Raw genomic sequence first — 12,535 nt, 5'->3', positions numbered from 1 at the left:
CAAAGCAGCAACTTGAAAGATGAAGGATATATAAATCTAACTATTAATTAACCTAACACATTATATATAGACGGCATCTATGATTGTTTTCTCTTCACTGCAAATCCGTCGTGGCATTCGCGTCCTGCTGGATAACGCCAACGCAACCATCAATCCCGGACAAAAAATCGGATTAGTTGGCAAAAATGGCTGTGGTAAATCTACCCTGCTTGCATTACTGAAAGATGAACTTCAAGCTGAAAGTGGCTCTGTCACCTTTCCCAACAACTGGGCACTGGCTTGGGTTAATCAGGAAACGCCAGCCCTGGAAACATCAGCGCTGGAATATGTCATCGATGGTGACCGTGAATTCCGGCAACTGGAGCAAAAACTCAAAATAGCCAACGAACAAAACGACGGTCACGCCATCGCCCATCTTCATGGCTTGCTTGATACTATTCAGGCGTGGACAATCCGCGCCAGAGCCGCCAGTCTGCTGCATGGATTGGGTTTTTCTCAGACTCAGCTAGAGCAACCTGTACGTTCGTTCTCTGGTGGCTGGCGTATGCGCCTCAACCTGGCACAAGCGCTGATCTGCCGCTCTGATTTGCTATTACTCGACGAACCGACCAACCACCTTGATCTGGACGCGGTTATCTGGCTCGAAAAATGGTTGAAGAGTTATACCGGCACCTTGATTCTCATTTCCCACGATCGCGATTTTCTCGATCCAATCATCGATAAAATTCTGCACATTGAGCAGCAGGATCTATACGAATACACCGGCAACTACTCTTCCTTCGAACGGCAACGTGTGGCCAAACTTGCTCAGCAACAGGCGCTATACCAAAGCCAACAGGAAAAAGTAGCTCATTTACAGAGCTATATTGACCGCTTCCGCGCCAAAGCCTCTAAAGCAAAACAGGCACAAAGCCGCATCAAAATGCTGGAACGCATGGAGCTTATCGCTCCCGCTCATGTTGATAACCCTTTCCATTTCAGTTTCCGCCAGCCGGATAACCTGCCAAATCCACTCTTAAACATGGATAAAGTCAGTGCTGGCTATGGTGAGAAAACGGTATTGAACTCGATCAAATTAAATCTGGTGCCAGGTTCACGGATCGGCCTGCTAGGCCGCAATGGTGCGGGTAAATCCACGTTGATCAAGTTGCTGGCAGGAGAGCTTGCACCTCAGCAAGGAGAAATTGCCTTATCGAAAGGCATTAAACTGGGTTACTTCGCACAGCACCAGTTGGAATACCTACGGGCAGATGAATCTCCATTACAACATTTAGCCCGCATCGCTCCCCAAGAAGCGGAACAACAGCTTCGGGATTATCTGGGAGGATTTGGCTTCAAAGGCGATCAAGTGACCGATCCAAGCGGACGTTTTTCCGGTGGTGAAAAGGCCCGTTTAGTACTGGCTCTGATTATCTGGCAGCGCCCTAACCTCCTTCTGCTTGACGAACCGACCAACCACCTTGATCTCGACATGAGACAAGCATTAACTGAAGCACTTATTGATTTCGAAGGTGCTCTGGTCGTCGTATCGCATGACAGGCACTTACTGCGCTCTACAACAGACGAACTTTATCTGGTACATGATGGCAAAGTAGAACTTTTTAAAGGCGATTTAGAAGATTATCAGCAATGGCTCACTGAACTGCAACGCCAGCAAATGCGGGATAGCCAGGAAAAAGAAAAATCAGAGACCGAATCTTCAACGAATAGCACTCAAAATTACAGTGCCCAAGAGCGTAAAGATCAAAAACGGCGTGAAGCTGAATTCCGTAACCAAACGCAGCCATTGCGTAAACAGCTTGCAGCCCTTGAAAAACAGATGGAAAAACTGGGTACGGCATTGACGGAATTAGAAGAGAAACTGTCAGACAACACGCTTTACGACAATGATCGTAAAACTGAACTGACTGAATGCCTGCATCAGCAAACGCAAACAAAATTCAAACTGGAGGATACTGAAATGGAATGGTTGGACATTCAGGAACAGCTCGAACAAATGACAGCAGAATTTAATGCGAGTTAAGGAGTCAGTTAATTTTTCAGGTATAAACCTGTAGGTATATAATCGGGTATTGCCATTCAACACCCGATTATTCCCTGATTACAAAGCAAAAATATAAAATTGCTTGCAAACAGCAAGAATACTCGCCGTAAAAAATAATAACTCATCAATTATGCAGGAGATTATTTATAATTGAAAAATGTTTCAGATTCTCATTTTTCGCTCCTTACTGAGAAAACTTTTACAAATTACACCTCAAGCTTGATTATCATAAGAGACAAAACAAAAATATTCCGTATAAAACAAAAAATAATCACGACTTATACATTAGCAACTAAGGCAGAAAAGTTTTCAGCATCTTCAATCAAAGACTCATCTATGGATTTTGCCCATACCACACCAAGATCAATTTTTTTATCCGTTTCAACAATTTCTAAAAAATTCATATAATACTCAGGAATAGAGCTAATAATCCGTTTAGGCACACAAGTATAGGCATTATTTTTTGTGATCATCTCTACTATCAACATGATATCATTTGTTTTTAATAGCAAATGCATATTGTCACCAGCACCAGTATAAATAGGAAAAACATTGAGACACTCCGTTAACTCAACCATCTCTTTTTTTTCTGGTGAATTTGTCGGAGTAACTCCGTTCCCAAACTTACTTAAGGCTGTTCTGCATTTAGATACCAGATAACTTCCTTTCTTAAAGATATAGATCAATCTTTCCGTAAACACCTTTTTTGGCTCTAACTGAGCAATAATAGATGATAGCGGCATCACTGCAACATGTAACATCCCTGCATTCAATAAATTTATCTGCTGCTCAACTGACAGTCCAGTCACCAATGACAGCACGACATTCCCTTTTTTTTCCACTATCTGATTCTCTATTTGAGAATAATTGTGGATAGGAAAACAAGAGCCGACGTATAAGTGCCTGACCATATCCTCTTTTGAATCGAAATGAACCTGACTTTTGAAGTGTTCATAGTGAGATAAAAACTTCCGGGTATTTTCCAACGTCTTCTGCCCAAAATCTGTCAACCTCGTTCCATTTGGTCCCCTTGTAAATAGTGACGCCCCAAGAATATCTTCCAACCCGTGGATTTTCTTCGTCAAGGCCGGCTGAGAAAGATAAAGCCTCTCAGAAGCCTTATGATAATTAAGAGTTTCAGCCAAAACGATAAAAGCTTCAAGATTGCGTATATCCATGTTCTTTAGCCCAATGATTGTTGAATAACTACAAAACATTACAGATTCATGGTGATAGCATTTTAACTTAGTGTTTTGCCAAAGGTTTTATCAGGTCAAATGGTCAAAATGTTAACTAATAAAATGTTAGTTAATAAGGGTACAATTCGCAAAACATTTATTATAATTATGTTTTAATTTCATTGTAAAATTATTTCAATAGTAACTAATTATTCTCGCAATATGGATATATTCCTTACTACCCATATTGTTTATCACTCTATTTCATTTTTTAAACTACAGCGTCATTAATATTTATGAAGTTTAAAAATAATCGAGATATAGCATACAAACAGATCCACAACTGATAACTTTTATTTATTGAGAATCTGCCAAATCAAATACCAGAGATCATGAAAGTTAAAATATCATGTTGTGAAACTATTGTGTGAATAATTTAATTGGAAAATATAAAGAAAAGCATATATATCTGGCTTACTCGTATAATGTAACAAACAGCAGATAATTCACACCAATTATATTATTAACAATTCATCCATACTTTACTTTTATGGCCATTTTAATATTTACTCTTATTACGTGTTAATAAGGAAATGTAATATTAAAAAATAGCAATACGACAATGGCAGGCTTTATAATGTGTTGCTAGTGATAGTGTATACTTATTCTTAACAAGTTTAAGATCTTTTTTATATCGGAATATTCTGTATTGACTTGTTATTTTATGGATAAAGCATGTTGATTTTTATCGAAAAAATAAAAAATACAAACAAAACAAAGTTGATGACCAATATAGTATATAATTTTACTTTCTCTCCAGTCGCATAGTTATCTAATAAACCGCCTTTAAACATGATATCGACAATTTTTGCCAATATAAAAGAGAAAGCGGAAAATAGTGTTTTTAATCTATTTTGGTGTATATTTTCTATTAAATGCTCAGTAAGATAATCTGACCCACATAAATCACTTCTTAGTTTCGATAAAATATGGCAGAAAAATGATGAAAATCGACTTGAGCAATATGATAACAGAGAGTCGTAATCCCGCCAGTACCCACATTGATCAACTCTCAACTCTCGATATGCTGCACGTCATCAATGATGAAGATAAAAAAGTGGCTATTGCTGTTGAAAAAACATTACCTCAAATTGCCAGTGTGGTTGATAAAGTTGCCGAGGCATTTCGTCAGGGTGGGCGCTTAATCTATAGTGGAGCTGGCACATCTGGACGCTTAGGTATCCTGGATGCCAGTGAATGTCCACCAACTTATGGTACAAAACCAGAACAGGTAATCGGCTTAATTGCCGGAGGGCATCAAGCCATTCTACAAGCTGTCGAAAATGCAGAAGATAATCGGCAATTAGGCACAGAAGATCTTAAGGCTCTACACTTTAACCAAAGAGATGTCCTGGTAGGGATCGCTGCCAGTGGCCGAACACCCTATGTATTAGGTGCAATGGAATATGCCAAATCAGTTGGTGCTACTGTCGCCTGTATCAGCTGCAATCCAGATAGCTCAATGGTGCAATTGGCTGATATTGCCATCACGCCTGTCGTAGGGCCAGAAGTGATAACGGGTTCATCCCGTATGAAGGCAGGAACGGCACAAAAATTGATACTGAATATGATCACAACAGGCACCATGATCCGTATTGGCAAAGTATATGGTAATTTGATGGTTGATGTAGAAGCTACCAATGCCAAATTAATCGAACGCCAGAAGAATATTGTCATCGCCGCCACGGAGTGCAGCAGAGAAATGGCAGAACAGGCCTTAAACACCTGTGGTGGTCATTGCAAGACCGCAATCGTCATGATTTTATCGGGCGTCAGCGCCAAAGAGGCCAAAGCATTATTGGCAGAACACCAAGGGCTTATCCGGCCAGCTATCTCAACAGACCGATAATCATTGCCTCTTTAGAGGGGGTTTAAATGGCTAAAATTCGTCAGGAAATGTTGGCTGAAATACTCAACGCCATTGGCGGAGCGGGTAACATTGCCCGTTGTGGAAATTGCATGACCCGCCTGCGGTTGACACTACGGGATGATTCACTTGCCGACATATTCTACTTGAAGAAGATTACCGGTGTCTTGGGCGTCATAGCGACTGATGACCAACTCCAGATTGTCCTTGGCTCCGGTAAAGCCCAAACAGCAGCAGAGATGATGAAAACGCTGTTAAGTGATACACGTCATCCCAGTGGATCTGAACTTTCCCCTGCTAAACCCCATTCTGACACACTAAAAGATATCGCCACCTCTAACAAAAAACATCTCAAAGAAAAACAAACCAGTTCAGTCCATAAATTTCTGGCTAAATTTGCCACCATCTTTACTCCCCTGATCCCTGGATTTATTGCCGTTGGCCTGTTATTGGGTTTTGCTACTCTGTTGGAACAAATTTTTATTAAAGAAGTCACTCATCCCAACGCTATATTGGTTGAGATGGTTGGCTATATGAAAATTTTCAGCAAAGGCATGTTCAGTTTCTTAGGTATCTTGATTGGCTACAATGCACAAAAGGCATTTGGGGGATATGGGGTTAACGGAGCCATCATCGCTTCTCTATTTGTGCTGGGTTATAACGCCGAAGCTACCAGTGGTTTCTACTCTGGTATCAGTCATTTTTTTGGCTTCGCCATTGACCCGCGAGGCAATATTATCGGGATACTGATTGCCTGTATTCTCGGTGCCTGGGTGGAAAAACAGATCCGAAAAATCATGCCCTCTGATCTGGATATGATCCTGACTTCCACAGTCACCCTACTTATTATGGGCGCTGTTGCATTTATCGTCATTATGCCTGTCGGAGGTTATTTGTTTACCGTGATGTCATGGCTGTTCATGAATTTGAATGGCAACCCATTCGGTACAGCCATCTTGGCAGGGCTATTCCTAATCGCCGTGATGTTTGGTGTACATCAGGGCTTTGTCCCCGTCTATTTTGCTTTGATGGAAGCACAAGGATTTAATTCCCTTTTTCCCATTCTGGCGATGGCAGGGGCGGGGCAAGTAGGTTCCGCACTGGCGTTATATGTCAAAGCCCAAAAAGGCGCGTTACTGCGCGCTCAAATCAAAGGCGCCATCATTCCAGGTTTATTGGGAATTGGCGAGCCCTTGATCTATGGTGTCACACTTCCCCGCGTCAAACCTTTTGTCACCGCCTGTCTCGGCGGTGCCATAGGTGGTTTTTTTATCGGTCTGATTGCCTGGTGGGGATGGCCTGTCGGATTGAATAGCGTTTTCGGCCCTTCCGGGCTAGTCGCACTGCCGCTGATGACATCCGACAGCGGCATATTCACGGGCATAGCAATATATGGTGCCGGGCTAATCGTCTCTTATATCGCTGGCTTCACGCTAACGCTATTCTTCGGCAGCAAAAATATCGATTTAAGTTAACTCAGCCAAACCAGATTAAAGGCACACAAGCGGCGGTCAGGACACCCATTGCGATATTAAATGTAAACCACGCGCGACGGCTTTTCAGTAACTGTCCAATCAGTGAACCGAGAACAAGCCAGATTGCACCAGCAAGGGTATTGACGATTAACATCACGATACTGATAACAAAAATGGAATGGTTATACAACTCTCCAGCCAGACTGTAACTACTGATTGCACCCAATCCCATCAACCATGTTTTGGGATTTAAGAACTGCAATAACCAACCTTGATAAATCTTTATTGGCTCTCCTGCCGATGTTGTGGTGTCCAGCCGCTTATAATGCGAAGTAGCTGTTTTCCAGGCTAGCCATAATAAATACAGACATCCGAGTATTTTCAGGCCCATGTGTATAGCAGGATAAATCAACAGTAACGCCGCAACACCAAACGCAGACAGCAGCAAAATTGTCTGCATTCCCAGAATAATGCCCAGACAAAGCGGGATAGAGCGGCGAATACCAAAATTAGCTCCCGATGATGTCAGTAACAAATTGTTTGGGCCCGGTGTGACAGCGGAAATAAACATAAATATACTAAGCGAAAATATCAGGCTTAAAGTCATGGGTAGATTCCCCTCCCACCCAGATAGTTGGCATTTCTTTTCAAGAAAAATAACAGTATGTTATTTCATATACAAGATAACTAATCATGAAATCAATTCATTATGAATCCCAGACTACAACTCCATTGGCAACATCTAAATTTACCCGATAATGAATTACAGTATTTTCAGGAGCAATCACAATGATTATCCCGTGGCAACAATTGGAAGCCGATACACTCCACAGCTTAATTGAAAGTTTTGTCCTGCGGGAAGGTACTGATTATGGTGAACAGGAAAAAACGCTCGAACAAAAAGTACAGGATGTAAAACGTCAGCTTGAACGAGGCGAGGTTCTGTTGGTATGGTCTGAACTACATGGAACCGTTAATATCTTGCCTAAAGAGATGTTCCGTCCGTAAAGCTCAGCTTGCTTTATTCATTCTAATTGACTGATTCGCCAGTTTTATTGATTAAGGAGTCTGTTCATGTCTGCCAAACACCCCGTCATCGCAATCACTGGCTCCAGTGGAGCAGGAACAACCACCACCAGTGTCGCTTTCCGTAAGATTTTCCAACAACTTGACGTAACCGCCGCACTGATAGAAGGGGATAGTTTCCATCGTTACACTCGTCCTGAAATGGATGCCGAGATACGCAAAGCAAGAGAACAAGGCAGACATATCAGCTACTTTGGGCCAGAAGCTAATGATTTCGGTATGTTGGAAAAAACATTCTTTGAGTATGGGGAAACGGGCAATGGCCGCTGCCGAAAATATCTCCATACCTATGATGAAGCCGTTCCCTATAACCAATCACCAGGTACGTTCACACCGTGGGAACCCCTGCCATCAAAGACAGACGTCCTATTTTATGAAGGGCTGCACGGTGGTGTTGTCACGCCACAACACAATGTCGCCAGTCATGTGGATCTATTGATTGGCGTTGTGCCTATCGTCAATTTAGAATGGATACAAAAACTCATCCGTGATACCGGTGAACGTGGGCATTCCAGAGAGGCTGTCATGGATTCCGTTGTCCGCTCAATGGATGACTATATCCGCTACATCACTCCTCAGTTTTCACGTACTCACATCAATTTCCAGCGTGTCCCCACCGTTGATACCTCCAATCCCTTCTCTGCCAAAGCCATTCCCTCGCTGGACGAAAGTTTTATCGTGATCCGCTTCCGTGGCCTCACTCAAATTGATTTTCCTTATTTACTCGCTATGCTTCAGGGCTCATTTATTTCCAGCATAAATACTATCGTCGTTCCAGGTGGAAAAATGGGGCTGGCAATGGAATTAATTATGGCACCGCTTGTTAAGCAATTACTGGAAGGCAAAAAAATTTCGTAATTTAATCCCTATTTAATTTTTAATAAGGCAGGTAACAAAAAATAACGTTACCTGTTTTATTTAAATAAACAGACCATTTTTTGTGACATAATTTTTTCCCTTTTATAAATGTAAAATCAATAAAACCAACTCTTCTGCCTGATTTCTGGTAATCTACCAGTCAGTTTAATATGCTGAAGCGATACAGGAGGAGACAGAAATGCTTTCCTGTGTTACAAACAAGGTTACAAGCGCGAACTGGCAAGGTATATGGGTTAAGATCAATATACCTACATTTTGACATCCTTATAATCCATATAAAATTCCCGCTTGTCAGTTTTTCAGCAGGTTAATATGTTAATCTATTGACTTTAAAAGCTAGCCTGAAGAGGAACTACCGTTTCTCACACTATAAAGGCAGAAATAACAACAGAGGATAAAGCGAATGGTTCTCGGCAAGCCACAAACAGACCCTACTCTTGAATGGTTTTTGTCACACTGCCATATTCACAAATATCCATCCAAGAGCACGCTTATTCATCAAGGCGAGAAAGCAGAAACGCTTTACTACATTGTTAAAGGTTCGGTTGCTGTTCTAATAAAAGATGAAGAAGGTAAGGAGATGATTCTCTCTTATTTAAATCAGGGAGATTTCATTGGTGAACTTGGATTGTTTGAAGAGGGACAAGAGCGTACTGCATGGGTGCGAGCAAAAAGTGCCTGCGAAGTGGCTGAAATTTCCTATAAGAAATTTCGCCAGTTAATTCAGGTGAATCCTGATATTCTGATGCGTTTATCTGCTCAGATGGCAAGTCGCCTACAAACCACTTCCGAAAAAGTAGGTAACTTAGCCTTTCTGGACGTTACAGGTCGTATCGCCCAGACGTTGCTCAATTTGGCCAAACAGCCTGATGCAATGACTCACCCTGATGGTATGCAAATCAAAATCACACGTCAGGAAATTGGGCAGATTGTGGGTTGCTCCCGTGAAACGGTTGGCCGTATCCTGAAAATGCTGGAAGATCAAAACCTGATCTCTGCACATGGCAAAACCATCGTCGTTTATGGGACACGTTAATTCCCGATAAACCAGAAACTACTCAGCCAGTGCAATCCGTTACTTCGCACTGGCTTTTTTTACTGTTATTTGTTTAACCAGCGGGATATCGCCATTTCCAGCCGCATCATACCCTCTGTGATTTCGTCCTCAGAAATGATCAATGATGGTGTAAAACGCAAGATGCTGTCTCCTGCACTTAATAACATCAATCCCAGTTCCACCGCTTGCTGCAATATTTCTCTGGCCTTACCCTGATATTCGGCTTTCAATACGGCCCCAATCAGCAAGCCTTTTCCACGAAATTCATGGAAGATACCATATTTTTGGTTCATCTTTTCCAGAGCATGAACGTACATATCGTGCCGTTTTTCCACGCCCATCAGCACTTCTGGCGTATTGATGATATCCAGTACGACACAACCGACGCTACAAGCCAATGGATTTCCACCATAAGTCGTTCCATGTGCCCCCGTTTCCATTGCCGCCGCTATTGTATCTGTCGTTAACATTGCACTAATTGGAAAACCGCCCCCCAGCGCTTTTGCTGTCGTCAAGATATCCGGCTGTACGCCATAATGCTGGTAAGCATATAACTTACCCGTGCGCCCCATCCCACTCTGAACTTCATCAAAGACCAACAAAGCCTGATGCTTATCGCACAATTCACGCACCCCATGCAGAAACTCCATCGTCGCAGGAGTAACCCCCCCTTCTCCTTGAATTGGCTCCAAAACAACAGCACAAGTGTGATCATCGATTTCCGCCCTGACGGCATCCAAATCATTAAAAGGCACGTGAACAATATCAGCAGGTTTAGGTCCAAACCCTTCGGCATATTTCGGCTGCCCTCCTACCGAAACAGTGAAAAAGGTACGACCATGAAACGCCTGATGGAATGCAATGATTTTGGTTTTATTGGGATAATGACGAGTAATCGCATAACGACGTGCTAATTTAAATGCCGCTTCATTGGCTTCCGCTCCCGAATTAGCGAAAAAGACTTTTTGAGCAAAGGTCGCATCAATCAATTTTTGCGCTAAAGTTAAGGCAGGCTCATTGGTAAAAATATTGCTGACATGCCACAATTTTTCACCTTGCTGTTTCAAGGCGTTCACCAAAGCCGGATGACTGTGCCCCAAAGCCAAGACAGCGATACCCCCGGCAAAATCAATATATTCTTTACCCTGTTGATCCCATACCCGACTTCCTTGCCCTCTGACAGGAATGAAATTCGCCGGTGCATAAATGGGCAACATCACTTGATCATAGGTATTTCGGTTTGCTGCTTTATTTTCTACCATTTCCCTCACCTTATTTTTATATTTGCCATTTCGAAGTGAAATAATAGTCATAAAATATGAATAAAAAATCACTTAAGGGCAAATAAAAAAATAACAGAATGAGGGAATGCGGAGGTATCTAACTAATATTTGAGGAAATTATTCAACAATTCGTGTCCCTGCTCACTAAGAATGCTTTCTGGATGAAATTGCACTCCTTCCAGTGGCAAAGTACGGTGACGAATTCCCATGATTTCATCTACGTCACCATTGCGCTGACTCCAGGCTGTCACTTCAAATGAAGCCGGAAGCGTTTCTGCGGCAATGACCAGAGAGTGGTAACGCGTGACCGTCAATGGACGATCTAATCCTTTGAATACCCCTTGCTGGCTATGGTGAATCAGGCTGGTTTTTCCATGCATCACTTCACGCGCTTTAACAACGCTCGCACCAAAAGCCTGACCTATCGCCTGATGTCCCAGGCACACACCGAGGATGGGCAATTTCCCTGCAAAATGTGAAATTGCTTCCAGCGAGATCCCTGCTTCATTCGGCGTACAAGGACCCGGCGAAATGACTAAATGAGTAGGCGCCAAATCTTCGATATCTTCAAGCTGGATCTCATCATTACGCTTAACTAAAACCTCTGCCCCTAACTCACAAAAATATTGATATAAATTGAATGTAAAAGAATCGTAGTTATCTATTATTAGTAACATAGGAGTATATCCTACTGATTATTATAGTCTTATAAGTTGCCCTACCCCATTGGGGTATTATGCATTCTGTATAATAGTAAAATCAGGTAAAGCAGTATTAACAGCAATGGGGGGCTAATCATACCACAGAAGCACTTTTAAAATAGTGGTACGGCGACCGCATTACCATAATGCAACATGATGTAACAACGTAGAAATGGCGGAGAGAAGGGGAATGCAAACGGTACTCAAACAACCAGTAATGATTATCCGAATACCGTATTATGTCGGTGTTCGGGCTGTTAAGATTCAACCTTGGCAGATAAGATCACAATTGGTTTTGCCGGTACATTTTGATAAGGGCCAACATTTTCTGTTTTGACTTGAGAAATTTTATCAACCACATCCATGCCTTTGACGACTTTGCCAAAGACCGCATAACCGAAGTCACGCTGCCCGTGGTCAAGGAAAGCATTATCAGTCACGTTAATAAAAAACTGGCTGGTTGCGCTGTCCTTATCTGCGGTACGTGCCATAGCAATAGTACCCCGCAGATTCCGCAGGCCGTTATCTGCTTCATTTTTGATTGGCTCTCTGGTAGCTTTTTGCTTCATATCCTTTGTAAAGCCACCGCCCTGGATCATAAAGCCTGGGATAACACGATGAAAAATAGTGTTGTTATAAAATCCCTCATTGACATATTCAACGAAATTCTTGGTAGTAATTGGTGCCTTATTGCTATCTAACTCAAGTTCGATTTCTCCAGCCGATGTTACCAGCTTCACGTGAGTTTCAGCGGCTAATGCTGGGACAGCTATCGCACTGATAGCACATGCAGTCATAAGCGACACAAAAATACGTTTAAACATTGATGGTTCCTTTATTTTTGAGGTCAACAATAAAACTCATAACAACAAAACTCATTAAGTGTAATTCCCAATGGAGTGAAG

The 12,535-nt window shown here is 42.2% G+C and carries 11 protein-coding genes; 6 read left to right on the top strand and 5 right to left on the bottom strand.

Annotated features, from left to right (window positions below; all coding sequences use genetic code 11):
- Window positions 1-79: 79 nt before the first annotated feature.
- Window positions 80-2,023 (top strand): ABC transporter ATP-binding protein, encoded by a 1,944-nt coding sequence (locus BDE27_RS18240; protein ID WP_099130922.1) that lies wholly within the window; start codon window positions 80-82, stop codon window positions 2,021-2,023.
- 299 nt (window positions 2,024-2,322) lie between these two features.
- Here BDE27_RS18240 and BDE27_RS19680 read toward each other — a convergent pair whose 3' ends face one another.
- Window positions 2,323-3,222 (bottom strand): LysR family transcriptional regulator, encoded by a 900-nt coding sequence (locus tag BDE27_RS19680; protein ID WP_187651030.1) that lies wholly within the window; start codon window positions 3,220-3,222, stop codon window positions 2,323-2,325.
- 1,003 nt (window positions 3,223-4,225) lie between these two features.
- On the opposite strand from BDE27_RS19680, the gene murQ reads away from it, so the two are divergent.
- Complete coding sequence (gene murQ / locus BDE27_RS18225) at window positions 4,226-5,131, top strand: N-acetylmuramic acid 6-phosphate etherase (RefSeq protein WP_187651040.1); 906 nt, start codon at window positions 4,226-4,228, stop codon at window positions 5,129-5,131.
- 26 nt (window positions 5,132-5,157) lie between these two features.
- The gene (gene murP / locus BDE27_RS18220) at window positions 5,158-6,624 is read left to right on the top strand and encodes a PTS N-acetylmuramic acid transporter subunit IIBC (protein ID WP_099130924.1); all 1,467 of its coding nucleotides are present in this window, start codon (window positions 5,158-5,160) and stop codon (window positions 6,622-6,624) included.
- A 1-nt stretch (window position 6,625) separates the two neighbouring features.
- Here the strand turns inward: murP and BDE27_RS18215 are convergent, their stop codons facing one another.
- Window positions 6,626-7,231: a LysE family translocator gene (locus BDE27_RS18215; RefSeq protein WP_099130925.1), complete on the bottom strand. Its 606-nt coding sequence runs from the start codon at window positions 7,229-7,231 to the stop codon at window positions 6,626-6,628.
- A gap of 182 nt (window positions 7,232-7,413) precedes the next feature.
- Between BDE27_RS18215 and BDE27_RS18210 the strand changes: the two genes are divergently transcribed.
- The 3 genes from BDE27_RS18210 (at window position 7,414) to crp (ending at window position 9,625) form a co-directional block, all read left to right on the top strand.
- The gene (locus BDE27_RS18210; protein ID WP_099130926.1) at window positions 7,414-7,632 is read left to right on the top strand and encodes a YheU family protein; all 219 of its coding nucleotides are present in this window, start codon (window positions 7,414-7,416) and stop codon (window positions 7,630-7,632) included.
- 66 nt (window positions 7,633-7,698) lie between these two features.
- Window positions 7,699-8,568: a phosphoribulokinase gene (locus tag BDE27_RS18205; protein WP_099130927.1), complete on the top strand. Its 870-nt coding sequence runs from the start codon at window positions 7,699-7,701 to the stop codon at window positions 8,566-8,568.
- A 424-nt stretch (window positions 8,569-8,992) separates the two neighbouring features.
- Window positions 8,993-9,625 (top strand): cAMP-activated global transcriptional regulator CRP, encoded by a 633-nt coding sequence (gene crp, locus BDE27_RS18200; protein ID WP_004240730.1) that lies wholly within the window; start codon window positions 8,993-8,995, stop codon window positions 9,623-9,625.
- A 65-nt stretch (window positions 9,626-9,690) separates the two neighbouring features.
- On the opposite strand, the gene BDE27_RS18195 is transcribed toward crp, so the two are convergent.
- The 3 genes from BDE27_RS18195 to ppiA all read right to left on the bottom strand — a co-directional run bounded on the left by BDE27_RS18195 (window position 9,691) and on the right by ppiA (window position 12,454).
- Window positions 9,691-10,908, bottom strand: coding sequence for an aspartate aminotransferase family protein (locus BDE27_RS18195; protein WP_208638615.1), 1,218 nt, complete (start codon window positions 10,906-10,908; stop codon window positions 9,691-9,693).
- Window positions 10,909-11,030: 122 nt separating this feature from the next.
- Window positions 11,031-11,606, bottom strand: a complete 576-nt coding sequence (locus BDE27_RS18190) for an aminodeoxychorismate synthase component II (RefSeq protein WP_099130929.1) — start codon at window positions 11,604-11,606, stop codon at window positions 11,031-11,033.
- A 281-nt stretch (window positions 11,607-11,887) separates the two neighbouring features.
- Window positions 11,888-12,454, bottom strand: a complete 567-nt coding sequence (ppiA, locus tag BDE27_RS18185) for a peptidylprolyl isomerase A (RefSeq protein ID WP_099130930.1) — start codon at window positions 12,452-12,454, stop codon at window positions 11,888-11,890.
- Between the last annotated feature and the right edge of the window lie 81 nt (window positions 12,455-12,535).

Source organism: Xenorhabdus ehlersii (genome assembly GCF_003610465.1).
Lineage (GTDB): Bacteria > Pseudomonadota > Gammaproteobacteria > Enterobacterales > Enterobacteriaceae > Xenorhabdus > Xenorhabdus ehlersii.
Note: the sequence above shows the minus strand (reverse complement) of the source record. Positions and strands in the feature narration are given on the sequence as shown.

Excerpts from the sequence above, each read along its gene's own strand:
- BDE27_RS19680 (WP_187651030.1), bottom strand. The coding sequence starts at position 3,222 with ATGGATATACGCAATCTTGAAGCTTTTATCGTTTTGGCTGAAACTCTT.
- crp (WP_004240730.1), top strand. The coding sequence starts at position 8,993 with ATGGTTCTCGGCAAGCCACAAACAGACCCTACTCTTGAATGGTTTTTG.
- BDE27_RS18210 (WP_099130926.1), top strand. The coding sequence starts at position 7,414 with ATGATTATCCCGTGGCAACAATTGGAAGCCGATACACTCCACAGCTTA.
- BDE27_RS18205 (WP_099130927.1), top strand. The coding sequence starts at position 7,699 with ATGTCTGCCAAACACCCCGTCATCGCAATCACTGGCTCCAGTGGAGCA.
- BDE27_RS18215 (WP_099130925.1), bottom strand. The coding sequence starts at position 7,231 with ATGACTTTAAGCCTGATATTTTCGCTTAGTATATTTATGTTTATTTCC.
- BDE27_RS18190 (WP_099130929.1), bottom strand. The coding sequence starts at position 11,606 with ATGTTACTAATAATAGATAACTACGATTCTTTTACATTCAATTTATAT.
- murQ (WP_187651040.1), top strand. The coding sequence starts at position 4,226 with ATGAAAATCGACTTGAGCAATATGATAACAGAGAGTCGTAATCCCGCC.
- BDE27_RS18195 (WP_208638615.1), bottom strand. The coding sequence starts at position 10,908 with ATGGTAGAAAATAAAGCAGCAAACCGAAATACCTATGATCAAGTGATG.
- murP (WP_099130924.1), top strand. The coding sequence starts at position 5,158 with ATGGCTAAAATTCGTCAGGAAATGTTGGCTGAAATACTCAACGCCATT.
- ppiA (WP_099130930.1), bottom strand. The coding sequence starts at position 12,454 with ATGTTTAAACGTATTTTTGTGTCGCTTATGACTGCATGTGCTATCAGT.
- BDE27_RS18240 (WP_099130922.1), top strand. The coding sequence starts at position 80 with ATGATTGTTTTCTCTTCACTGCAAATCCGTCGTGGCATTCGCGTCCTG.